The organism is Psychrobacter cibarius, assembly GCF_904845955.1.
In the GTDB taxonomy this organism is placed as follows: Bacteria; Pseudomonadota; Gammaproteobacteria; order Pseudomonadales; family Moraxellaceae; genus Psychrobacter; species Psychrobacter cibarius_B.
In genome coordinates, this window is the sequence record NZ_CAJGYX010000001.1 from 376,604 (window position 1) to 400,390 (window position 23,787).

General features: G+C 42.0%; 20 protein-coding genes and 1 pseudogene. 10 read left to right on the plus strand and 11 right to left on the minus strand.

From position 1 onward, the window contains the following. The 7 genes from JMV76_RS01460 to glnE form a co-directional block, all read right to left on the minus strand. Positions 1–1,473 carry an aminotransferase class III-fold pyridoxal phosphate-dependent enzyme gene (locus JMV76_RS01460; protein ID WP_201501362.1) on the minus strand — a complete coding sequence of 491 codons (1,473 nt, stop codon included), beginning with the start codon at positions 1,471–1,473 and terminating at the stop codon, positions 1–3. After that, positions 1,434–2,027, minus strand: coding sequence for a cytidylyltransferase domain-containing protein (locus tag JMV76_RS15025; protein ID WP_201501363.1), 594 nt, complete (start codon positions 2,025–2,027; stop codon positions 1,434–1,436). Before JMV76_RS15025 ends, JMV76_RS01460 begins: the two co-directional genes overlap by 40 nt. After that, positions 2,024–2,911: an aldo/keto reductase gene (locus JMV76_RS01470; protein ID WP_045447804.1), complete on the minus strand. Its 888-nt coding sequence runs from the start codon at positions 2,909–2,911 to the stop codon at positions 2,024–2,026. The genes JMV76_RS15025 and JMV76_RS01470 overlap by 4 nt, the downstream gene beginning before the upstream one ends. Before the next feature lie 60 nt (positions 2,912–2,971). Continuing rightward, positions 2,972–4,135, minus strand: coding sequence for a UDP-4-amino-4,6-dideoxy-N-acetyl-beta-L-altrosamine transaminase (pseC, locus tag JMV76_RS01475; RefSeq protein WP_201501364.1), 1,164 nt, complete (start codon positions 4,133–4,135; stop codon positions 2,972–2,974). Continuing rightward, positions 4,136–5,134 (minus strand): UDP-N-acetylglucosamine 4,6-dehydratase (inverting), encoded by a 999-nt coding sequence (pseB, locus tag JMV76_RS01480; protein ID WP_201501365.1) that lies wholly within the window; start codon positions 5,132–5,134, stop codon positions 4,136–4,138. It abuts the gene before it with no gap. 1,189 nt (positions 5,135–6,323) lie between these two features. Beyond that, positions 6,324–7,253, minus strand: coding sequence for a branched-chain amino acid transaminase (locus tag JMV76_RS01485; protein ID WP_201501366.1), 930 nt, complete (start codon positions 7,251–7,253; stop codon positions 6,324–6,326). 283 nt (positions 7,254–7,536) lie between these two features. Then, positions 7,537–10,416, minus strand: coding sequence for a bifunctional [glutamate--ammonia ligase]-adenylyl-L-tyrosine phosphorylase/[glutamate--ammonia-ligase] adenylyltransferase (glnE, locus tag JMV76_RS01490; protein WP_087815249.1), 2,880 nt, complete (start codon positions 10,414–10,416; stop codon positions 7,537–7,539). A gap of 216 nt (positions 10,417–10,632) precedes the next feature. Here glnE and tusD point away from each other — a divergent pair, with 216 nt between their 5' ends. From tusD to JMV76_RS01510, 4 genes are all read left to right on the plus strand, one after another. Then, positions 10,633–11,064, plus strand: coding sequence for a sulfurtransferase complex subunit TusD (gene tusD / locus JMV76_RS01495; RefSeq protein WP_201501367.1), 432 nt, complete (start codon positions 10,633–10,635; stop codon positions 11,062–11,064). Between the two features lie 71 nt (positions 11,065–11,135). Further along, the gene (locus JMV76_RS01500; protein ID WP_201501368.1) at positions 11,136–11,459 is read left to right on the plus strand and encodes a hypothetical protein; all 324 of its coding nucleotides are present in this window, start codon (positions 11,136–11,138) and stop codon (positions 11,457–11,459) included. A 114-nt stretch (positions 11,460–11,573) separates the two neighbouring features. Next, positions 11,574–11,948: a hypothetical protein gene (locus JMV76_RS01505; RefSeq protein ID WP_227690009.1), complete on the plus strand. Its 375-nt coding sequence runs from the start codon at positions 11,574–11,576 to the stop codon at positions 11,946–11,948. Continuing rightward, positions 11,945–12,316, plus strand: coding sequence for a TusE/DsrC/DsvC family sulfur relay protein (locus JMV76_RS01510; RefSeq protein ID WP_374190031.1), 372 nt, complete (start codon positions 11,945–11,947; stop codon positions 12,314–12,316). The genes JMV76_RS01505 and JMV76_RS01510 overlap by 4 nt, the downstream gene beginning before the upstream one ends. Before the next feature lie 92 nt (positions 12,317–12,408). Here JMV76_RS01510 and JMV76_RS01515 read toward each other — a convergent pair whose 3' ends face one another. After that, a complete protein-coding gene (locus tag JMV76_RS01515; protein WP_201501369.1) occupies positions 12,409–12,981 on the minus strand; it encodes a tRNA (cytidine(34)-2'-O)-methyltransferase in 573 nt (190 codons plus the stop codon). Positions 12,982–13,283: 302 nt separating this feature from the next. Here JMV76_RS01515 and JMV76_RS01520 point away from each other — a divergent pair, with 302 nt between their 5' ends. Beyond that, positions 13,284–13,424 carry an entericidin A/B family lipoprotein gene (locus JMV76_RS01520; protein WP_045447789.1) on the plus strand — a complete coding sequence of 47 codons (141 nt, stop codon included), beginning with the start codon at positions 13,284–13,286 and terminating at the stop codon, positions 13,422–13,424. A gap of 114 nt (positions 13,425–13,538) precedes the next feature. Here the strand turns inward: JMV76_RS01520 and hemW are convergent, their stop codons facing one another. Then, positions 13,539–14,837 carry a radical SAM family heme chaperone HemW gene (gene hemW / locus JMV76_RS01525; protein ID WP_201501370.1) on the minus strand — a complete coding sequence of 433 codons (1,299 nt, stop codon included), beginning with the start codon at positions 14,835–14,837 and terminating at the stop codon, positions 13,539–13,541. A 276-nt stretch (positions 14,838–15,113) separates the two neighbouring features. Here hemW and JMV76_RS01530 point away from each other — a divergent pair, with 276 nt between their 5' ends. The 5 genes and pseudogenes from JMV76_RS01530 (at position 15,114) to accC (ending at position 20,822) form a co-directional block, all read left to right on the plus strand. After that, entirely contained in the window at positions 15,114–15,608 is a 495-nt protein-coding gene (locus tag JMV76_RS01530; RefSeq protein WP_087815241.1) for an EVE domain-containing protein, read from the plus strand. Positions 15,609–15,756: 148 nt separating this feature from the next. Beyond that, a complete protein-coding gene (locus tag JMV76_RS01535) occupies positions 15,757–16,797 on the plus strand; it encodes a hypothetical protein (protein WP_087815240.1) in 1,041 nt (346 codons plus the stop codon). 461 nt (positions 16,798–17,258) lie between these two features. Continuing rightward, positions 17,259–18,626, plus strand: a complete 1,368-nt coding sequence (locus JMV76_RS01540; RefSeq protein ID WP_055124142.1) for an MATE family efflux transporter — start codon at positions 17,259–17,261, stop codon at positions 18,624–18,626. A gap of 250 nt (positions 18,627–18,876) precedes the next feature. Further along, positions 18,877–19,306: pseudogene (accB, locus tag JMV76_RS01545) on the plus strand (acetyl-CoA carboxylase biotin carboxyl carrier protein). A 154-nt stretch (positions 19,307–19,460) separates the two neighbouring features. Next, positions 19,461–20,822, plus strand: coding sequence for an acetyl-CoA carboxylase biotin carboxylase subunit (accC, locus tag JMV76_RS01550; RefSeq protein WP_201501371.1), 1,362 nt, complete (start codon positions 19,461–19,463; stop codon positions 20,820–20,822). 112 nt (positions 20,823–20,934) lie between these two features. On the opposite strand, the gene JMV76_RS01555 is transcribed toward accC, so the two are convergent. Then, the gene (locus JMV76_RS01555) at positions 20,935–21,555 is read right to left on the minus strand and encodes a hypothetical protein (RefSeq protein WP_087815239.1); all 621 of its coding nucleotides are present in this window, start codon (positions 21,553–21,555) and stop codon (positions 20,935–20,937) included. 259 nt (positions 21,556–21,814) lie between these two features. After that, positions 21,815–23,599, minus strand: a complete 1,785-nt coding sequence (gene leuA / locus JMV76_RS01560; RefSeq protein WP_201501372.1) for a 2-isopropylmalate synthase — start codon at positions 23,597–23,599, stop codon at positions 21,815–21,817. Positions 23,600–23,787: the final 188 nt, after the last annotated feature.

Sequence of the window (23,787 nt, forward strand, 5' to 3'; positions counted from 1 at the left end):
TTAATTTAATCTTTTAAAACCACTGTGGCATACGGGGCCATTTAATAAACCCTCTACAGACCGTCCTTGTTCACACTCTTTTATCAAAGAAAATATAGGATCAAGAGCCTCCATATAACCTTCAACAATAGGTTTTGTATGTTCGGTACATACATACACAACATTACTAGCTAGATAGCCTTTCTTTAACATCTCTTGAGTAACTAAGGTTTTGTAATATAAGTTCTTTTCACTAGCAAACGAAAATCCTGTTAAGGCCGGAAGTCCAAATTGACTAATCTCTAGCTCATACTTATCAGCCAGTTTTTGCCAGCTGTTTTTAATATTAAGACCCGTTTGAGTGATGGTATCCCATGATTGAAGCTTCTCCATAACCTCTAACGTTTTTAGCCCAGCTACAGAGCCTATACGTTCAGTCCAGAATGTGCTACTTATAAATGACGACTGTGCTGCCTCCATAACTTCTCTTTTCCCAATCGTGGCAGTCACAGCATAGCCATTCCCTAAAGCCTTACCAAACATTGCCATATCAGGCTCAACACCATACTTCTTATGAATCCCACCAAAGGTCTCACGGAATCCTGATGTACACTCATCAAATATAAGCACTATATTCTTGTCAGTAGCAAGCTTACGAACCTTATGTAAAAAATTATTCTCAGGCCCCATATTACGTACCACTTCCATTTTTATAACGCCAATGTCATGTTTATTGACTAGTGCTTCTAGCTCTTCAAAATTATTGTAATTAAAGGGAAATACTGTACCTCTAAGATTTTGAGGTACACCTTTCGGACTCAGACCAGGTAATAAGTGACCTGCTAAGTTTTCTGAATCTCCAAGGTTTGCTGATAAATACCAGTCATGCCAACCGTGATAACCACAGACAGCTACCTTTTCTTTACCTGACGCTGCTCTCGCAATACGTATTGCAATCGCATTCGCCTCTCCGCCTGTACGAGCAAAACGCACCATATCCGCCCAAGGATGTAGCTCAATTAGCTTCTCAGCTAGGTAAACCTCCTCAGGAGCATTCAATGTTGACATGTTACCTTGATCAATTACAGAGCGAACTGCATCATCTACTTCTTCGTTGCCATAACCTAGTGTATTAGTTCCTATGCCCATAATACACATATCAGTAAATTGGTTACCATCTAAATCCCAAACTTGGCAACCTTTCGCTTTACTAAAGTATGCAGGCCAATGCTCTGGTAAAAACATTTCTGCACGCTTAGAAAGCAGCATGTTCCCGCCAGGAATGACTGACTTAGCCCTTTTCCAAAGTTTTTGACCTGTGCCCATATTAGCTCCTTCATTACGTTTAATATTTCTATTATTATCAAATAACATAGGTTTCTGTTTTTGCAACTCATAAACCTCATACCAACTGAAGTATATATTAGGTGAAAAATGGTCAAAAATGTTAGAAATCACCTCAAAATCGACAGGCTCATCAACGGTCCATCGCAAGTCCGACAGATCCTCAGTATAGCTAATCGAATGAGTCTTAATTTACCGCTATTTCTGATGTATGGCGTAACATGCTCTTGATCGAATAAAGATGTAGTCTCTGTTAGTGCACGCTCTAATACTCTCATAGTGAACACTTCAATATCTAGACCATCTGGATAGGTCGCTGGACTAGTATTGCTTAGATAGTCAACTCCATGATCTTTAAAATCATTAATGGCAATATCTACTAGATTAGCATCGACAAGTGGACAGTCTCCCGTTATCCGTATAACTATATCAGCATTATGAGCTTTAGCAGCTTGATAATAGCGTTCTAAAACATCGTTCTCACTACCTCTTTCACAGACATAACCTAAACTTTCTACATGTCTTACTAATAAATCGTTTTTCGCATCAACTGATGTAGCTACAATTATCTGATCAATCTGTTCGGATTTAGCCAAGCGTTTTAACAAAACCTCTATCATAGGGGTTCCATTAATTTCTTTCATTACTTTATTGGGAAGTCTTGTTGACCCCATCCTGGCCTGAACGATAGCGACAGTCTTCATAGTTGACTCCATAAATGGGGGCTTAATAATTTTTCATCATGACAAAAGAGACTTGAAGGTAGCATAGGTAAGTTACCTTCAGCTGCCGTTATAATTTCTTGCAACTGATTGGCACTATCTACGCCTACCACAACCTTTTCAATCTGAGGCATAGATAAAGCATGACGTATACATGCTTCTAAAGGGGTTAGATTATTTTCCTTTAACCATTCTTCCCACTTTGTCCAAAGCCGTGACCACTGATTAAATTTACTAGATCGTTCTTTTTTTTCCATCAATAGTAAGCCCTGAAGAAAAATAGACCTTACATGCAAGCTTGTATCTTGAGCTGTTAATGCATCGAAAGCACCTGAGTCTTGCAATCTTGTATCTAAAACATTAAATGGAACTTGAATTAAGTCAAAGTGAAAATTTCTACTAAGGTTTATAAATTCATTAGGAGAGTAAGTTGAAATTCCTATACGCTCTGTTAAACCTCCACTCTTTAAGGAATTCAGAGCAGCATATATTTTCGCCCCAATTTCTGAGTGGAGTTGCTCAGGGCGATGAAGAAGTACAGCATTTACTTTAGATGTTTTTAACCTATTCAAAGAGCTTGTCATTTGCTCTTCAACCCAGCCTGTGATATCTAAGATATCTTCTGGAATAGAAGGCAATTTAGTAACGATATCAAAACTGCCAAGGTTATGCTCACCCAGCACTTTTTCGCTACTACCGTATGCAATTGCAGTATCTAATGTATGGACACCTTTTGCTTGCGCTAGATCTAAAATCTTACCTACTTCTGAACTACTTACTTGCCCATTTTTATTAGATATTCCATAAGGCAGACCGAACTGTACTGTCCCTAAAGCAATCTTTAAGCGAGTATTTTTTTTAAGCATATAAGAAGCCCATATCTCTTATTATTAAATGTAATCTTACTTAAGACGAGCTTACGTCTCTTAGTTTTTTAAAAGCAGCTTCTTAAGATTCGCCACTACTTCTTGCTGCTGTTCATATGATAATGTTGGAAACATAGGCAAGCTAATAGCTTCTTTATAATACTGCTCAGCTTCAGGAAACTGTCCTGCTTCAAAACCTGACTCTTGATAATAAGGTTGTAGATGTATGGGAATATAGTGAAGGTTCACTAAGATACCCGCTTCACGCATACCATTAAATACTTCAAGCTGAGTTTTAGATATTTTATCTAACTGCAATCGAATCACATATAAATGCAGACCTGAGTAGCTATCATCACTCTGCCAAGGCAGTGTAATAGGCAAATCTTTAAGTAACTCATTATAACGCTCAGCAAGCTCATGGCGTTTAGCAACATATTCATCTAGACGTTGCATTTGAGAAACACCTAGGGCAGCTTGCATATCCGTCATACGGTAATTGTAACCAAGCTCCATTTGCTGATAATACCAAGGACCATCAGCCGGCTTAGTCATCAAATTTTCATCACGAGTAATACCATGACTTCGTAGAAGATTTAACCGCTCTGCTAATTTAGGATCATTAGTAACCGCCATGCCACCTTCAGCAGTAGTAATAATTTTTACAGGATGGAAGCTAAATACGGTAATGTCACTGTATTGACAATTGCCAATAGGTTCATCCTTATACTTACCACCAATACCGTGAGAGGCATCTTCAATAACTTTAAACCCATACATTTGTGATAAAGCATAAATAGCGGCCATATCACAAGGCTGACCACTAAAGTGTACAGGAACGACGACTTTAGGGAGTTTACCTTCTTTCTCTGCAATAATAAGCTTGTCTTGCAATGCTTTAACACATAGATTGTAGGTATGAGGATCGATATCAATGAAGTCCACTTGGGCACCACAGTACAAACCACAATTGGCAGAGGCCACAAACGTATTGGGCGTTGTCCACAACCAATCATCTTTACCTAAACCTAATGCTAGGCAAGCAATGTGTAGTGCAGATGTGGCGCTATTAACTGCCACGCCATACTTTGCATTACAAGCATCCACTACTGATTCTTCAAATGCTGAGACTTTTGGTCCCTGAGTTAAAAAATCAGATTTTAATACCTCGACTACTACATCAATATCTTGTTGGCTAATATCTTGGCGACCATAAGGAATCATTTAGATGCTCCCGATTTTTTCACGGTTGGTTTCTATCCATTCTTGAAGTTGTTCATCGCTCATCCACTCAGTATTATTGTCACTGGCATAAACGAATCCTTCAGGAACACGTTTACCATCTTTGATACGAGCAGGGTCAGTCGCCCATCCATTAATAGTTGGCAATATTTTGAAGTGCTCTAAATACCCGTAAGTATAATAAGCGTCTTCTGCACTAATCATTTGCTCATGCAGCTTCTCACCTGGACGAATACCTATAACGTCTTGCTTTGCTTCTGGTGCGACGACGCGAGCTAAGTCAATCATTTTCATTGATGGAATCTTCTTAACATAGATTTCACCTCCAATCATATCTTCGAAAGCATGCCAAACCAGCTCAACACCATCTTCTAATGAAATCATAAAACGAGTCATACGTTTATCAGTAATTGGCAGTACACCTTTATCTTTTATAGACATAAAGAAAGGAATTACTGAACCACGTGAGCCCATTACATTACCATAACGCACCACTGAGAACTTAGTACCATGCTGACCAGAGTATGAGTTGCCTGCGACGAAAAGCTTGTCAGAAGCTAACTTAGTTGCACCATATAAGTTAATAGGGCTACTGGCCTTATCAGTAGATAGCGCAACAACCCCTTTAACACCCTTATCGATACAAGCATCGATTAAATTCATTGCCCCGTTAATATTCGTTTTCACGCATTCAAATGGATTGTATTCAGCCGTAGGAACAATTTTGGTTGCAGCAGCATGAACTACATAATCCACATCATCTAAAGCGCGGTATAAACGTTCTTTATCACGAACATCACCGATGAAAAAACGAACCCTATCATCATTTTCAAAATTTTTGGCCATATCCCACTGTTTCATCTCATCACGTGAGAAAATTATTATTTTCTTTGGATTATATTTAGCTAAAGTCATTGGTACGAATGTATTTCCAAATGAGCCTGTACCACCTGTAATTAAAATGGTTTTATCTGTGAACATAGTTTTCCTCAAAAAAATAGATATTGAAAGTTAAAAGCCAAGACACTATAAATATAGTCAGCCCAATATAAAATATATATCCAATATCACAAAATAGTTTATTTAATTCATAGCCTACCACTCTTGGGATAGAAAATTAGCCTACGCCCACTTCTGCTCGATGGGATTAAGACTAGGATGACAGCCAAAGAATGCGGTGACCATGCATATTGAATAGTTTTTCAATACGTTCCTGCTTATGTTACCTATCACGATCCCACATGGTGTTTTTAAGCTTGAAATAAGTATGTATTTGTAATAATTACATACCAATTCGCAATTTTGTATATGTATTTAATAGCAAGCAGCATCGTTTATACACAACCCAATGACGTTGGATATTACGCCAAACCGGTGCTCATAAAGCGACCTTTCATTAAATGTTGGACGCGATCCAACAGTTTGAAGCACAAAAGACTAGATAAAAGAAGCCAAGTGCACTTAGTGTTCAAAAGCAAATACTACTGGCCTTTACTTATTGGTGTGAATACCAGACGCTTTATCACATCAATATAGACTACGGAATTCATGAGTCTTTTCCTAGCTAGATTAGCCGCAGAGTAAAAAACATAATTGTTAACTCTAGTAATTTTAAATTACCCAAAAACCTTCCTAATATAGAGTCGATGATGATGTCAATTGGACACTAATCGTTGTCGATGTAGCAGAAATCCTTACAGAGCTCAAACAAAAACTAAAGAGATTAGTATAGTTGTCAGAAAAAATAGTATACCTTAACAACTCGATTGATCACCTATTGGAAAATAGGCTATATATCAGATGTTCAAATCATTAAAGATTCCGCCCAAAAATTTAGGCTGTATAAGGCAATTTACCCTGACTGACTTCTTAATGATATTAAACTATTAGCTGATAGCGACTATCAGAGCATCTCAAATAAGCCAATCCATACCTAGCTAAACCCTGTATTATGGTTGAATATAAAGTAGGCTTAGTCAAAAATTTTAAAATCGTCAACCATAAATATCGCAATCGTCGTTAGCGCTATGACCTCAAAATAAATCTCTTCACTCGTATTGTTAAATCCGATCTTAGCTTATGACTCTTATAACAGGTCTATTGTTCATAAAAAAGCTAAGACCTCAAGTAATCTTAGCTTTTTTTATCTCATACAATATAATTTTAAATATTAATCAATAAAACTTAACCAATCCATATACTGCTCATTGCGACCATGCACCACATCAAAGTACAAGGTTTGTAGCTTTTCAGTCAAAGGTCCACGTCCACCATTGCCGATAGTACGATCATCATATTCACGGATAGGCGTCACTTCAGCCGCCGTACCCGTCATGAATATCTCATCCGCCAAGTAAAACTCATCACGAGTGATACGACGTTCAACGACTTTGATGCCTAGATCATCGGCAAATTGAATGATAGTACGACGCGTGATTCCGTCAAGTGCACCGCCCGCTAAATCTGGCGTATGTAGCACACCGTCTTTGACTAAGAATAAGTTTTCGCCTGCACCTTGGCAGACATAACCCTGCGGATCCATCAAGATAGCTTCGTCATAGCCATTACGAGTGACTTCTTGGTTGGCCATAATGGACACTGGATAGTTGCTCGAGGCTTTTGCCTTACACATGGTCACATTGGTCATATGATGAGTAAATGAAGAGGTTTTTACACGGATACCATTTTTGATACCCTCTTCACCCAGATAAGCGCCCCAATGCCAAGCAGCAACCATTGCATTGATGCTGTTATCACGTGAAGACAAGCCTAGTTTTTCTGCACCGACCCAAATGAGCGGACGAATATAGGCTTCTGCCAAGTTGTTTTGCTTGACCACATCTTTGTGCGCCTGCTCCAGAGTTGCTGCATCAAACGGTACATTCATTTGAAATATTTTTGCAGAGCCTAACAGACGCTCTGTGTGTTCTTTCAGACGAAAAATAGCCGTGCGATTATCAGCGGTTTGGTAAGCACGCACACCTTCAAACACAGCCATGCCATAATGCAAGCTATGCGTCAGCACATGGACTTTGGCATCTGGCTGCTCAATCATTGTGCCATTCATCCAAAGCTTGCCATCTTGTGTTGCCATATTCATTTTATAATCCTTATGTTAGCACTAACGGCTATTTTTTTAGGTATAGTCGACGCACGTATAAATGCTTCGACTAGAGGTTTTGTTTAATCGTATTTATCAACATCATATGATAACACCGCAGCGTCAAATTTTATTGCTAAAATATAGTGTTATCCTTACTTAGAAATAACCAACAACTGACAGATTTATCGTAATGTGTCGCCGATTATATCACTGGCGGTGCTAGCAAATGAAATCTTTTAGTTTGAGTATCACAGGCTATTATTTATAAGCAAAAACCTTCTTAAAAATTAGGCGAATCGCCATCGGCCAAATTAACACCCATCAAATGTTGCCATTGCGCTTGTACTAATGCTCGTGTTTCTTTCCACAGTGACTCATCCACCAATAGCGATTGCTCTGATAGTGCCAATTGATGAGTAGCAGCACGAATTCTGAGGTAGGCATCCGTTAAATCTTGGCAGACTTGCTCCTCCCAAATACCCAGTGATGCCACTTCTTCAAAAATACGAACGTTGTCGCTCCATTTGGTCAGGCTCGGATGCTCATGCGAATAAGCCAATACTGCAAATTGCGCTAAGAATTCAATGTCAATGATCCCGCCTGCATCTTGTTTAAGATGAAACTTACCTGCTTGTTGTTGCCATTGACTGGTGCCCAGATGTTTTTGCATCTTAATACGCATACTGGTGACTTCTGTACGCACCTGCTCTATCGTGCGCGGTAATGATAATACGTCTCGGCGAATATCACAAAAGCGTGCCGTCACTCGTTTATCACCGCAAATCGCTCGCGCCCGTACCAAGGCTTGATGCTCCCACGACCATGCCTTTTCTAGCTGATAGGTTTCAAAAGCATGACAAGACACCACCATCATGCCAGCATTACCTGAGGGGCGCAGACGCATATCAATCTCATAAGCGCGGCCATCTCGAGTTTGGGTATTGAGATAGTTCATCAGCTTTTGTACCAAACGGGCAGCAAACTTCATACCGCTGACTGATTTTTCACCCGTGGTCATGCCCTGCTCTTTTATCTTATGTAAAAACACCAAATCCAAATCTGAAGAATAAGACAGCTCTAGCCCGCCAAGCTTGCCATAACCAATGATGGCAAAACCGCAATCTGCCTCGGTCACCGGATCGCCATCTTGACCAATAGGATAGCCGTAGCGTTTGACAATTTCTGCAAAAGCCCGTTCTAATGCGGCTTCTAGTACCACCGCTGCGATATATGTAAGGGAATCCGACACCTTCATAATCGGACGCTCAGCCAATACATCACTGGCGGCGACCGCCAACACTTGGTTCTTCTTAAATAATCTTAATACGCTGAGCAGCTCTTCTTCGTCATTAGGCTCTACGCGCAATAGCTGTTGACGCAAAATATCACGCAACTCTGGCTTGTCCGGCAAGTGGCGATAGCGCTGCTGTAAAAAAGTATCTAAGAGCACAGGATAATGTGCCAACTCTTTGGCAATCCAAGGACTGGCCGACAGCATGGGTATCAGTTCAATCGTTGCATTGGGGTTTTCTGCAATCATCACCAAATAGATAGAACGACGACAAATCGCTTCGAGCAATGTAATGAGACGCGGCAAAGCGGTATTGGCCAATTGCTGCTGCTCTTGATGAGCGAGTAACGCATGGATAATTACAGGATAAGCGTCATCCAACCGCTCGCGAGCCTCATCGCTTAAGTTAGCGACCATCTTTGACTGCCAAAAATCTTGTAACAGCACTCGGTTTTCTGCCGTTAACACATCATTCAATCGTGCAATCTGTTCATCAAGATGTTCGGGCTCAAGATCTGTGTCTTCATGATCCGGTACCTGACGTTCGGTCACCATACGCTCAAAGGGAACATTGACATTGTCTCGGTGGTGGTTAAGGGTATCTAACAGTGCATTCCAATCGTCAAACCCAAGGGTAACCGCCAAGTTATACTGCCACTGCGGATCATGTGGCAAACGCTGAGTCTGTTGATCATTAATCGCTTGAATGGCGTGTTCAAGCCGACGTAAAAAACGATACGCGGCTTGGAGCTCTTGATAAGTAGTCCTCTCTAGATACTCAAGCTTATGTAATACCTGCATTGCTTGTAAACAAGATTTCACCTGTAATTGAGGATGCCTGCCACCATAAATCAACTGAAAGGCCTGCACAATAAATTCAATGTCTCTGATACCACCAGCACCCAGCTTGATGTTATCCAAATCTTCCCGCTGAGCGACTTGGTTTTGAATAAGCGATTTCATCTCCCTGAGCGCTGAAAAAGCACTGTAATCCACGTAATAACGGAAAACAAAGGGCTTGATGAGCGCTTGTATCTCATCATAAAACGGCTGTTCTAGCTGCCCGACTACTCGCGCTTTTAGCCATGCAAAACGCTCCCATGCACGTCCATGTTGAGAGAAGTACTTCTGTAATGCAGATAGATGAATGGCCAAATCACTACCATCACCCCAAGGGCGCAGACGCATATCGACCCGAAAAACAAAGCCATCAGCCGTCTTTTGATCCAATAATTTAATAATACCTTGACCAAGCCTTGTCATAAACCGCTTATTATCTATGCTGCGCGTGCCTTTTGATTTATCACCGCTGGTTACACCACGAGCCTGATGGACAAAGATAAGGTCTATATCACTCGATAGATTCAGCTCATGAGCGCCAAGCTTACCCATCGCCATAATCGCCATGTCATCAATTTGCACGTTACCTTTGGCATTGACAAACGTTGGTTCGCCGTACTGTTTAATCAAATGCTGGTAGGTATAATCTTTGGCAAATGAGATACAGCCGTCTGCAAACTCAGACAGCTCGTCGGTCAATTGCTCAAGTGCTATCAGTTGTAAGGCATCTTGCCAAATCCAGCGCATCATCAGCAGTGTACGTAGATGACGCAGGCCACTCATTACCTTCACTTCATCAGCAAGTTGGTAATTATCATCTAACGTATAATCTTGAATCAAATCATCGATTTGCTGCCGAGTTAAGGTTCGATCTAACGGGTAGCTACGTAAAAACGTTTGGCATGAAACCGTTCGACTCTCCCAAATCTGATAAGCGAACTCGCTTGCCGTCTGCAATATTTGCAGCTGTTCGGTTGTATACTGACAATCTGTACCATGGGTCGCACGTGAAGGCATAGCGGATGACATAGGGAACATAACTCCTTGCATAGAGTGATAAGACTACGTGAACTTAGCGCATAAGTTTATCGTTTTTTCTTACGAAGTAGTCACAGCATCAACTAACGATACGCAATATGTCGGTATTTAATATAAAACTACGTTTAATGACAGTGACCCTATTTGCTTTTGAGCGCTTTATGGTAGCATAAACAACTTTAGCGCAGATGATTGAAAAGAGCTCTTATGACAACCATGACCCCATTGCTTCTGATTACTGCTGATCCTAGCCACCCACTTGCCCATTTAGCGCTACGTTATGCACGCGCTTATCTCAAAAATGCCGCCAATAGTAAAGATACCAATGACAATGCCACCTTAGATAATATCACCTTAAACGTATTTTTTTATGGCGATGCGGCTAATACTGCCAATGATCTACGCTGGCAGTCGGCGGATCAAATTAATTTGACCAAAGAGTGGCAAACGCTCGCTGAGCAGTTCCAGTTAGCGCTGCCTGTCTGTGTCAGTACTGCACTCAGTCGCGGCATTAGCGACACGGATAACAGCAAACGCCATCAACTTAATGGTGACAACCTTGCCACTGGCTTTTCACTGATCGGACTGAGTGAGCTGGCGATGATGATGCAAGGCGACTGTCGTTTGATGCAGTTTTGATGACTTGCCGTGCAGACAGATTACATCTTATGATAATAACTGTCAGCGACCAATTAGATTAGGAATTAACCATGAAATTATTAGTTCAGCTGCTCACGCCGACTGAAATGGCGAGTTATGAAGGCTGTGCGCTTGCATTAACGCTAGCGACCTTTGGTCATGAAGTACAGCTGTATTTGGATGCGCCTGTTTTTGGCTTGTTGATGCAGCCTGCGTCGCGTTTGCATGGCATGATTCAGTCGCTTGAGCTATATGACATGCCAGCCGCTTGGCTACCTGACGATGTTTTTAGCGGGTGGGTAACAGGTATGCTACCTATTGATTTGGCTTCACAATTGACATTGATACCTGAAGTGGTGAACGCTTCAGACCTTGAGCAAATACTACGCTTTTAGCCTCGCAATTTTATTTGTAATACTTTAAATACTAGGCCATGTCCTCATTTTAAAAATAGAGATGAGAATGAGGACACGCCTTATCCTAAATCTAGCAAAAAATCGGACACTGTTATGGCAACTTTATATCAAATACACAGCACAATGGATATGCTCAGGCGCAGTGTCGATGAGATGTCACGGACATGGCGCACCGGTGACAGTATTCTCTTGCTTGGTAGCACCGTGGCTTTTATCAGTTGGCTTGATGCGTATTTGAGTGACAATGAAATACAAGGCATCGCAAATATTTATGCCTTAGCCGATGATGTGGCGCAGCTGAGTACCAATACCAGTGCTAAGCTCAATCTAGAAGCCAAGTTGAGTGGGCTGTTAACCGATGAAGAATGGGTCAATCTAACTCAGAATACCAATGCTAGTAATACCAGTGCTAATAATACCGATGCTAATAATGCGGGTTTTGACAAAGTAGTGACCATCGCCCTATGAATAACGATAATACGATTAATCATGATATAACCAATCATGATATAACAGCGGCAATCAACGTTGAATTGGATCAAGACGGTCATTTATGTGACCATAATATCTGGACCCCTGATGTCGCTCAGCAATTGGCCGACACTCTAGAGGTGCATCTAGAAACTGAGCATTTACAAATTTTACAACAGGTACGGGCATTTTTTACTCAGTTTAATCACGCACCAGCCACGCGCCCACTGATTAAATGGTTACAGAAAACCTTGCCAGAGCATGATATCAGCAATCAGAAACTACAGCAGTTATTCAACACTGGCTTGGTTGCCCGCCATGTCAATCGCCTTGCCGGTCTGCCCAAACCACCCAACTGCTTATAAGATATATGGCATATATGATTGATAAGGTGTTATGAATGGCGATGAATACCTAAATGTTGGATCATCGCCTGCAATCAGTAAAAAATGCATGGCTATTTTGGATCGTACACTGTCAACGTCTCATACCCGATACTACGACCTTCATCACCAGTGAAGCCTTGCTGACGCCAGACCTCATACAGACATATCGCCACACTATTCGATAAGTTTAAACTGCGTGAATCAGCCAGCATAGGCAAGCGCAACCAGTGATCAGCGCCGATATCTTCACGTATATCATCTGCCAGACCTGCTGTTTCAGAGCCAAATACTAAGGCGACATTAGGTATCTGCTCAGGCATCAGGGCACAATCAGATTCGGCAGCCATCTGTTGCCCACCAAAGTCATAGTCATAAAAAGGCTTGCTCAGTTTGGTGGTCAATGCTGTGACAATATGACAATCCGCTGCCTGTAGCGCCAGTTTTGCTGTCGCCCAATCATCATGTACTTGTAGGTGCGCGTATTCATGATAATCCAAACCTGCACGCCGCAGCTTTTTATCATCAAGCTCAAACCCTAATGGCCTGACCAAATGTAGCTGCGCGCCCGTATTGGCACATAAGCGGATAATATTGCCCGTGTTACTAGGCATTTTTGGCGCTACCAACACAATATGGGTGGTCATATCGACTCCTTAAGTCGTCAAATCTGCGTATTATCGTCGATCCGAGATAACGTGGACAGACTCTACTAAAATGATGGTTATTTGAATTTCTGAGCAAAAGGTAATTAAAAGTTACAGTTTACTGCCAATAATTACATTTTGATACTTTGCACAGTTTTTAACTTTCACTATGATGTCTCTAACGGATATCGAGATAGTATTTATCTATTATTATCTTATCCAATAACCCCTCAGTGAGGCTCAAGCCTAATGCTTAGCATCACTGTTATTATTTATAACGACCCATTTTTGAGGATTCTATTATGAAAAAATTAATCATCGCATCTTTAACTGCTATGTTTGTTCTAACTGGTTGCAACACTTTTAAAGGTTTGGGCCAAGACGTATCAAGCGCTGGCGAAGCTGTTACTGGCGGCGCACAAGACGTACAAAATAAAATCTAAGTATTGATTTTTTTGCGTATTTGAAAGGCTTATCATTTATGTGATAAGCCTTTTTTTATAACTTTATTTTTCGATAGTAAAGACTGACATTAAAGACACCGTGAATATCTCCAATTATAAGAAGGCTCGCAATATCTGATTGAGGTAACGTTGACCCAATAGCGTTGGCTGTAGTCGCTCCGTATTGTCTACTAGTAATCCCTGAGTAATCAATTGCACCACTTGTACAGCAATATCATCATCACTAAGCCCTGTCCTTGCAGTAAACATAGACCAAGCGACGCCATCATGTAGACGTAGCGCATTCAGCATAAACTCACTGACCAATTCATCACTGTCAATTTCCTGCCAACCCACCATTTTTGGTGCGTTTTGTTTAACAGAAGAATCAGTGGTATCTTGATAATCCACATAATCTTTAGGCAGTCGTGACTTACTAAAACGATAAATACCAGAATCTGCTAGCAAGTCATTCTTTAAGCCATTATCTGTTAATGCTGATGCTTCATGAGCAATCGTTACTTTACCATGCGCGCCCGCACCAATCGCTAGGTAGTCACCAAATTGCCAGTAATTAACATTGTGACGGCATGCCTTATCTGACGCGCCTGCCCACGCGGATACTTCGTAATTGCAGTAGCCCAATTGCTGCAACAACGCTTGACCTGCCTGCTCAATATCTGCCAAGTTATCCTCATCTGGTAAAATCGGCTGGCTACGGTAAAATACGGTATTGGGCTCAATCGTTAATTGATACCAAGAAATATGCGTCGCCCCAGCATCATGCGCCATCTGGATATCGTTCAGCGCCTCATTCATCATTTGCTGCGGTAGCCCATGCATCAAATCGACATTGACTCGCTCAAACCCAGCCACGCGAGCTGCACGAATCGCTGACAATGCTTGTGCAGGGTCATGTATGCGACCAAGGGTTTTGAGCTTATCAGCAGCAAAGCTTTGTACACCTATCGACAAACGATTGATACCCACCTCTAAATATTGAGCAAAAGGCGCATGCTCAAGCGTGCCCGGATTGGCTTCCATCGTTACTTCAATGCCATCAGCAAACTTAAAAATGTTGCGTAAGCCAGTAAACAATCGCTGGTATTGCGCAATGGGTAGCAGTGAAGGCGTACCACCACCGATAAAAATAGAACTGATTTCACGCGCTTGGGTTAACGACTGCTGCATGGCGGCATCTGACAGCAGCGCATCCACATATTCGTCATACATAGATAGCTGCATATCCATCGGCAGCTCATGCGAATTAAAATCACAATAAGGGCATTTTTTGACACACCACGGGATATGAATATAAAGCGCCAGTGGAATGGCGCTTACCTGTATCCCACTCGCAGTATTATTAGAGATGCTGAGATTATCAGAAAAATGAGCAGGTGTAATATTTGACATAAACGAAGGTATCTATAAAAAAGGTTACATAAATGGATGACTGCTGTCACTAGCAGAAAGTAGCGCTAGGATAACGGCTAATGTAATTAAAAAAAAGGCTATCTTAAAGAAAAGCCGATCAATAACAAAACCAGTCACAAATATCCATATTAACCCAGTACTTTTATAGGCAAAATAGTGAAGAATGATGGCATAAAATGACACTGTATTAAATGACATTGCATACAGTGATATTGCAAATAATGAATGGCTGATAATGATAAATAGGATAAAGATATGGCTTATTGGTTAATGAAGTCCAACCCCAAGTTTTTTGGTATTGATGATTTGCAACGCCTAGAGACAGACAGTTGGGATGGTGTGCGCAATTACCGCGCTCGTAACTTCATGCGTGATGAGATGCAGGTCGGCGACAAGGTATTCTTTTATCACTCTAGCGCTAAGCCGTCTGGCGTCGCTGGCATCATGATGGTAAGCAAAGCAGGCTACCCTGACCCTTGCCAGTTCCATCCTGAGCACCGTCATTACGATCCTATTGCCACCGAAGATGAGCCACGCTGGTATATGGTAGATGTCACTTTTGAGCAAGCATTTACTGATATTCTACCACTATCAGCCCTTAAATTTTTACCCGCACTTGAGGATTCACTATTAATGAGAAAAGGCTGTGAGCAACTTACCGTAATTCCACTAGACGCCAAACACTGGTACGCCATTATGGATATGGCAGAAACCCTTCATCTACTATCTGAGCAACCAGTGGTGAGATAGTAACGATTGAGTAAGGTTTTTAGTGTTATCAACGAACACTTATTGATGCGCTGCCTGCAAAAAATTTGCTATATTTGCGATTTATGCTCAACAATTCATTTCTCGACCTTCTTTATCACACCTTTATCTCCATTATCAGGACCCGCTTATGAGCGCACCCAAACTACTATTATCTGTATTAACCGTCAGTATATTAAGTCTGACCCTTAGCGCCTGTGGCAGTGACGGGGACAAGGTCAAAGAGGAATATGACCGAATAGAAGATCAGGTGAAAGATGAATATGATCGTGTGGAAGACAAGGTCAAAGAGAAGTATAAAGAAGTCGAAGATAAGCTGAGCGATGATGAAAAATCCATGGCCGAGATTCTGGAGTCAGTATTTTTACCAGAAGAATCACTCGATAATTTCTTGGACAAAATAACCCCAGAAGGCGGTCGCGGCGGTTTATATGTCGGACACTTTATTGAGATTGAAGATGGTGACAACGACGATATCGATATCGGTGCTGTTTACTTTGACATCAGCAAAGATGGCGCTGGCAGCGTCGATGGTAGCGTTAGTTATCAGCAGCAAGCCTGCCAAGAAAATAACACTTTGGGTATCAACTCAGCCATTAAGGTTGACAACTATATCGCGGGTAAAATAACAGGCAGTCTCGATACGTTAGCGTTTTTAGACATTAAATATGTCAATGATTTGGGCATAGAAACACCAAACTTATTAACCACCTTTGCGGGGAGCTTTGAGGAAAAAGAAGCAGGATCACCTTGGAGAGGTAGCTTTGAGTATCAGGATGGCCTCGGCGGTAAAAAGCTAACCAGTAGCGAAAAAAATTGCAGCGTCACTTACACCATCAGCGATCGCTCTAATTTTAAGACGTACCCACTTGATTATAGTCTGGGCAAAATGACTCTTGATGTCATCGGTAATGGCAGTCAAAAGACCGTCACTTGGCAAAATCCTGCCAATACCAAGTATTTACTGGTTAGCCAAATTGATGTCAACAAAGCCGAGTCTGGTGCCAACGGCTATGTGCAGAATGTGATATTAAGTAATCTTGAAACGCAGTTTACCCCTGTCATTCCAGCCATGTTCACCAATTACGTGATTGTCGTGCAAGCATTTGATGCCAATAATACCTTGATTGGCTATCAAGCGGTGGTGCAAGATTTGCCTGAGTCCCTATAAATGCCTGCTGATGTGCCTATAAGTTAGAATGGTTATCTTCAAGTGCTCACTCTCTTGAATCGATTACCTTTCACAGTCAGTTTTTAAGATCGATACAACGCTTTTAAAGCGTTGACATCATAGCGTGGCTTCTTTACCATTCTATTTATTTATGACCTGTCAATCCACTGCTTGGATTGACGGGTTATTTTTATTTTTGTGCCTGACTTTTTTTGCATACTCTGTCTATATAGGCTTGCTCATATTATTTATCGGAGTATTATCGTCGGCACGACTCCCCCTTTTACATCCAGCCAAAAAACTGGATTGGCTTGGTTAAACTTGCTTAGGGCGTGTCCTCATTCTCATTTGCTTTTCTGCTCAAATTTTTGGTTATGGTATGACCGTCTCGCTATTGTTTTGTTGATGGCAATATTTGCTCATCTATCATAATTACCGCAAAGAATAAAAAGTTGCTCACTATGGTTTTCCCATTATCTTTTAGAGATTTTAAAAGCTACAGCTTACGCTTAGGCGTGCTCGCGCTTCCTATTTTAATTACTCAGTTTTGCCAAGCAGCACTTGGTGTGGTCGATGCTATCATGGCAGGTCAAGTCTCCGCGCTTGATTTGGCTGCCGTCGCCGTTGGCTCTGGTATTTGGCTGCCGCTGTTTTTATTAGCCACTGGTATTTTAATCGCCACCACCCCTCTTATTGGTGAGGCGATTGGTCAAAATAAGCACCATCAAGTACCGCATATCACGCAGCAGTCTTTATGGACCGCCAGTGTCATTGGTATTATGGGCTTTATCATCGTTAATTTAGCACCCAATGTACTTGGGGTCATGGGTGTGCCTGAAAACATCCAACCGATAGCAACGCAGTATTTGCATGGCGTGTCGTTTGGTTTTCCCGCTCTGGCTGTCTATGCGGTGCTACGCAGTTATTGCGAAGCACTTGGGCGACCTGAGCCGGTGACAGTGATTAGTATTATCGGGCTACTAGCCGATATTCCCCTTAACTATATATTTATCCACGGTCTGTTTGGCATGCCCGAAATGGGCGGCGCAGGCTGCGGGGTCGCAACAGCCATTGTGTTATGGATAAATGTTTTATTACTGGCGGCTTATACCAGCTTTACTAAGCGACAGCAGTTTGCCAGCACGCGCTTCTTTTATGCCTTTGCCAGTCCTAATCGTGCACAGATTAAAAAGCTCCTTAAACTTGGTATTCCGATTGGTATCTCTATCTTTTTTGAAGCCAGTTTGTTCAGCTTGGGCGCTCTTGTTATCAGTCCATTAGGTGAGCTAGCAACCGCATCGCATCAGGTGGCATTAGCGGTGACTTCCCAGCTGTTTATGATTCCGATATCGGTCGCTATGGCACTGACAATCATGGTATCCAATCGTTTTGGCGAAAAAAACCTCATGGCATTACGTCAAGTGCAAGCCACTGGTCTTATCTGGACAGTATTGATTGCGCTCACTTGTATGATTGGTATTTGGCTATTTAGGCCGCAATTGGCAGCCGCATTCTCTGATAACCCAGCCGTTATCACGCAATCTATGCATTTACTTATTTTTGCCCTTGGTTATCAGCTGTTCGATGGCTGGCAAGTCAACGTCGCTGGTATATTGCGCGGCATGCAAGACACCACGATCCCAATGTGGGTCACGTTGTTCTGTTACTGGCTGGTGGCATTGCCACTCGGTGTTTATTTGGTTCGCTTCACCGATATAGGCGCACAAGGGTTTTGGATGGCATTAATCACAGGTTTATTCTTATCCTCTATTCTACTCACCCTACGCCTGCGCTACCAACAAAAGCGTCTGACGGCGATGTGGGGTTAATGCATCAGCTATACTGATGTAAATGCAGTATCTACTAACCATGACCAGCGCTACATGGTCACATAGACTATGATAAACCATTAAGCATTTCTTACTCGTAAGAAATGCTTACGTCATAATATGTAAAAAAACTCAGTTAACAACTGTACATCGATTGCTCATTGCCATGAATATAGGTATCATTAGCAATTACCTACACAATATTTAGTTACACTATTTCTTGAAATTAGTAGAAGGCAAAATTAAAACTATGGATATTGAAAAAATACGCACCCTAATCGCCCTCATGGAAGAAAGTGAACTGGTTAATTTAGAAATCAGCTCAGATGATGAACACATCAGCTTAACTCGTCACTATGATGCGCCTGCACCGACCATGATGGCCGCACCTGCTGCTGGCATTGCCCCTATCACTGCTGAAGCAAAGCCAGCGGTAAAAGCGGGTAGTGTTGAGACATCGCCGATGGTTGGTGTTTATTACTCAGCTCCTAGCCCTAATGATCCACCATTCGTAAAGGTCGGACAAAAGGTACAAGCTGGTGACACATTGGGCATCATCGAAGCCATGAAAATTATGAATCCTCTTGAGGCAACGCAAAGTGGTGTCGTTGACGAAATCTTAGTCGATAACTCCGAAGTGGTACAGTTTTGGTCAACCCGTCATACGCTATAGAGCTTAACGACACTGTTTACCAACCTTTACCTCATTATGATAGAGATTTCGTTATCATTTGGCATTTTAGCTTGAGTTATTTTATCTTTATCGTAGCTCGATTTAATGGTGCCTAAAATAACGACTCTATCAATGACCGCCGCTTCGACAAGGATGACCCCATGATAAAAAAACTGCTCATCGCCAATAGAGGTGAGATTGCCCTACGTATCGTTCGAGCCTGCAAAGCCCTTGGCATAGAGACCGTCGGTGTCTACTCCACAGCTGATGCAAACTTGATGCACCTGCGCTTTGTTGATGAGGCAATCTGTATTGGCAAACCCAATGCCAATCAAAGCTATCTTGATATCAATACTATTTTAACCGCAGCTGAAATCACTGGTGCCGACCCTATCCATCCGGGTTATGGTTTTTTGGCTGAAAATGCTGAATTCGCTGAACGCGTCGAAGAAGCAGGTCTCACTTTCGTTGGTCCTAATGCTGACCATATTCGATTAATGGGCAATAAAGTCTCTGCCATTAATGCAATGAAAAAAGCGGGCGTACCGACCGTCCCTGGTTCAGTGGGCGCGGTAACGTTGCATAATGCTGAAGAGCAAGCACGCCATATCGGCTTTCCGTTATTGATTAAAGCCGCTTCTGGCGGCGGCGGTCGCGGTATGCGCGTGGTTGAGCGCTTCGAAGAAGTCATTGGTCAAGTACAGGCTGCTAAGCAAGAAGCTGAACTGTGGTTTGGTGATGATACCGTGTATATGGAACGCTACCTACAAAATCCGCGCCACGTAGAGATACAAGTGCTTGGCGATGGTAATGGTAATGCCATTCACTTATACGATCGAGATTGTTCATTGCAACGTCGCCACCAAAAAGTATTAGAAGAAGCCCCTGCGCCTGATATCCCTGATGATGTACGTCAGCCAATCTTAGACGCTTGCGTCAAAGCATGTGAGTTGGTGAAATATCGCGGTGCTGGTACTTTTGAGTTTTTATTTGAAAATAATGAATACTTTTTTATTGAGATGAATACTCGTGTGCAAGTTGAGCATCCGGTAACTGAGATGATTACTGGCATCGACGTGGTCGTCGAGCAGCTAAAAATCGCAGCAGGCTACGGTTTGTCTTATCGTCAAAGCGAGATTGAGATTCAAGGTCATGCCATTGAATGTCGTATCAATGCTGAAGATCCAGCCACCTTTATGCCTTGTCCTGGTACAGTCACTCAGTTATTTGCCCCCAGTGGTGCTGGTGTACGCTTTGACTCGCACCTCTACCCGGGCTACGAGATTCCAAGCTATTATGACTCATTGATTGGCAAGCTTATCTGCCATGGTCAAACGCGCCAGCAAGCCGTCTCTAAGACGCTGCATGCACTCGATGAATTGGTGATTGAAGGTATTAAAACCAATATCCCGCTGCATCGCGATGTCATTTTGGCAGATGACAATTTTATTCACGAAGCACAAAATATTCATTACCTTGAAAGAGAGCTTCTAACTGGCAATAAAAAGAAGGCGGATGTATAACCTACTTTGATTTATTGTTAAACATAAAAAAACCGCTATCTATTTAGATAGCGGTTTTTATGTTTTTATTGTAGAAAAAATGGTCTTAAGTCTTATGATTAACGATAAAGTGCTATGGCAACACTCTATTAAAATTCATAAAGCATTCATTACCATCAGGATCCGCACACCATTGCATTTGGTTGCCATCGTGGTTTAAAAACGCAATCAACGCTTCGTCAGTTTGGTCGATTTGGTTACCTGAACAATCTACCTCATTGTTGTCATAGACTGTTTTTAGCGCAATAATGGGCAGCCCTTCTTCGCGGTGCGTGATTAGGTAACGACCATATGTCCACTCTTTGCCACTCACTGCCCACATCTCATTATCGGCCGCAAAATTGTATAGCTCGCGGCACTGGTTTGCTTTTTTGGCAGAAGCCGTTAACTGGTTGTTGGTATTGGGCTTAATATTAAGGACGCGCTTTTCACTTTGCACAAGGACACCGCCTTCTGTGCCAGCAGTCACTTCTGGCTCATCACTTTTTGTCTGTTTCAGCTCTTTTGCTACAGCTTGTCTGGCTTTGGCTTCTTTGGTCATCGTGATACTACTGTCTAAGTCGATTTCCCATTGTCCCGCGATAGCTGGGCTGATATGAGTGGTAATAGTCGGTTTAGTGACCACTTCGCCATTTACTGGCAATGACGCCAAAATAGCAGCCAATGAAAATGAAGCAAGTGAGATAGGTTCCATAATTAACCTTTTGTTTATAATAATATAATAATATGAGTTATGTACATTAGCGTAAGTCTTAGACATCAAAAACACAAGTAACATTATGCTATTAGTCGCGATGCTTTAGCCAACTGCAAGATAGGCGATAGTCATAAATGTCTACTTTCTGCATATAGACTGTCGTTTTTCATGCAAAAAATAACGCCATCGCTTTACTTGCCAAAGACAAGAAGCGACAGCGTTATAGCTACAAGTTATTAAGACGATCATAAAAAAATTAAGCAGTGGCAGTAATAACTGCTTGAGCAAACGCTGACAATGCGCCTTTAAGCATCGCTGATACAGTACTGCTGCAAGTGCCAATGCCAGAATAAACCTCACCATCTACATTTAGTTGGATATAAGCCGCCGCATTCGCATTAGTTTTGTTGTCATTATTGGTATCATCATCGATGCCATCACCGCTATTGTGCTGCGGATTAATCGCATGCTCAGCGTAGTTGATGACATGTATCGATTTACCAGTGTGCTGGGCAAGGCCGTCAATAAACGATGATAATGGACCATTACCAGTGCCATCAATATTAATGATGTCCCCATTCATTTGTACTTGACCAGTAAAGTAGACTTCACCGCCTTTATTATTGACCGTATAATCTAATAGCTCAAAACTGCCTTGCTGTAGATACGTGTCTTCAAAGGTTTGTAAGATTTCATCATTCTGCAATTCGCGAGCAGCTGATTCAGCTTGCTTCTGTACCACGCGGCTGAAGTCAATTTGCATCCAGCGCGGCAAATTAAAGCCATAGTTGCGCTGCAAGATATAAGCCACACCGCCTTTTCCAGACTGGCTATTGATACGTACCACATCCTGATAACTACGACCGATATGTGCCGGATCAATTGGCAAGTAAGCCACATCCCAAACGTTATCCGTCTCGTTTTGATGCTTTTCGTTATAATCGAGAGATTTTTTGATGGCATCTTGATGTGAGCCGCTAAAGGCCGTAAAGACCAATTCGCCGACATATGGATGACGCGGATGTAAGGGCAAATTGTTACATTCGCTGACCACTTGTACAATTTCGCTCATATTACTAAAATCAAGCTCTGGATCGATACCTTGACTAAACAAGTTCATCGCCATGACCATGATATCCATATTACCCGTACGCTCACCATTACCCAATAGCGTACCTTCGATACGATCGGCACCCGCTAATACCCCAAGCTCTGCTGCTGCAACCGCGCAGCCACGGTCATTATGCGTATGCAAGCTGATAATGACATGCTCACGCTGGGCAAGATGACGGCAGAAATACTCGACTTGGTCGGCAAAAACATTGGGCATAGACGCTTCAACCGTCGCTGGCAAGTTTAAAATAACTTCCTGCCCATTTTGTGGCTGCCATACTTCACAGACCGCATCACAGACTTCTACGGCATATTCAGTTTCTGTTTGACTAAAGCTCTCTGGTGAATACTGGAATACCCACTCTGTTTCTGGGTATTTAGCCGCATATTCAACCAATAATTTAGCACCAGTAACAGCAATTTCTTTAATCTCAGCTTTGTCTTTACCGTAGACCTTTTCACGTTGGATACGGCAGGTTGAATTATAAACATGGACAATCGCACGCTTCGCGCCTTTCAATGACTCAAACGTACGGGCGATCAAATGCTCACGAGCCTGCACCAATACCTGCAAAGTCACATCATCCGGGACTTGATTTTCTTCGATAAGTTTACGAGCAAAATCAAACTCAACCTGCGCCGCTGATGGAAAACCAATTTCAATCTCTTTAAAACCAACCTCAACCAACGTTTTAAAAAAACGCATATTTTGTTCGATCGTCATCGGATCAATCAGTGCTTGGTTGCCATCACGCAGATCTACACTTGTCCAGATTGGTGACTTTTCAATCGTTTTGCTCGGCCAAGTACGATCTGACAGCGATGGCGCAAAAGCAAATGGACGATACTTTTTATAATCAAAAGCGGCATTTTTGGGTGTAATCTTTGCAGTCGTTGAGGCTACAGTGCGTTTGGCTTGGTCAGACATAATCAATCCTTAGATGATATGGGAATTTATGTTTTAGCTGGACGGCTGGTGATTAGATTCATGTTTATCATACGAGATAACCAATGTTTATACCATAATAATATCAGAGTTTATGCAATAGAAATCAGCTTTCTTTGATAATATATGACACTATTTTAGTGAAAAAATACAATTTACTCAGTATAATT

Excerpts from the sequence above, each read along its gene's own strand:
- JMV76_RS15025 (WP_201501363.1), bottom strand. The coding sequence starts at position 2,027 with ATGAAGACTGTCGCTATCGTTCAGGCCAGGATGGGGTCAACAAGACTT.
- JMV76_RS01470 (WP_045447804.1), bottom strand. The coding sequence starts at position 2,911 with ATGCTTAAAAAAAATACTCGCTTAAAGATTGCTTTAGGGACAGTACAG.
- pseC (WP_201501364.1), bottom strand. The coding sequence starts at position 4,135 with ATGATTCCTTATGGTCGCCAAGATATTAGCCAACAAGATATTGATGTA.
- pseB (WP_201501365.1), bottom strand. The coding sequence starts at position 5,134 with ATGTTCACAGATAAAACCATTTTAATTACAGGTGGTACAGGCTCATTT.
- JMV76_RS01485 (WP_201501366.1), bottom strand. The coding sequence starts at position 7,253 with ATGAATATGGCAACACAAGATGGCAAGCTTTGGATGAATGGCACAATG.
- glnE (WP_087815249.1), bottom strand. The coding sequence starts at position 10,416 with ATGTCATCCGCTATGCCTTCACGTGCGACCCATGGTACAGATTGTCAG.
- tusD (WP_201501367.1), top strand. The coding sequence starts at position 10,633 with ATGACAACCATGACCCCATTGCTTCTGATTACTGCTGATCCTAGCCAC.
- JMV76_RS01500 (WP_201501368.1), top strand. The coding sequence starts at position 11,136 with ATGAAATTATTAGTTCAGCTGCTCACGCCGACTGAAATGGCGAGTTAT.
- JMV76_RS01505 (WP_227690009.1), top strand. The coding sequence starts at position 11,574 with ATGGCAACTTTATATCAAATACACAGCACAATGGATATGCTCAGGCGC.
- JMV76_RS01510 (WP_374190031.1), top strand. The coding sequence starts at position 11,945 with ATGAATAACGATAATACGATTAATCATGATATAACCAATCATGATATA.
- JMV76_RS01515 (WP_201501369.1), bottom strand. The coding sequence starts at position 12,981 with ATGACCACCCATATTGTGTTGGTAGCGCCAAAAATGCCTAGTAACACG.
- JMV76_RS01520 (WP_045447789.1), top strand. The coding sequence starts at position 13,284 with ATGAAAAAATTAATCATCGCATCTTTAACTGCTATGTTTGTTCTAACT.
- hemW (WP_201501370.1), bottom strand. The coding sequence starts at position 14,837 with ATGTCAAATATTACACCTGCTCATTTTTCTGATAATCTCAGCATCTCT.
- JMV76_RS01530 (WP_087815241.1), top strand. The coding sequence starts at position 15,114 with ATGGCTTATTGGTTAATGAAGTCCAACCCCAAGTTTTTTGGTATTGAT.
- JMV76_RS01535 (WP_087815240.1), top strand. The coding sequence starts at position 15,757 with ATGAGCGCACCCAAACTACTATTATCTGTATTAACCGTCAGTATATTA.
- JMV76_RS01540 (WP_055124142.1), top strand. The coding sequence starts at position 17,259 with ATGGTTTTCCCATTATCTTTTAGAGATTTTAAAAGCTACAGCTTACGC.
- accC (WP_201501371.1), top strand. The coding sequence starts at position 19,461 with ATGATAAAAAAACTGCTCATCGCCAATAGAGGTGAGATTGCCCTACGT.
- JMV76_RS01555 (WP_087815239.1), bottom strand. The coding sequence starts at position 21,555 with ATGGAACCTATCTCACTTGCTTCATTTTCATTGGCTGCTATTTTGGCG.
- leuA (WP_201501372.1), bottom strand. The coding sequence starts at position 23,599 with ATGTCTGACCAAGCCAAACGCACTGTAGCCTCAACGACTGCAAAGATT.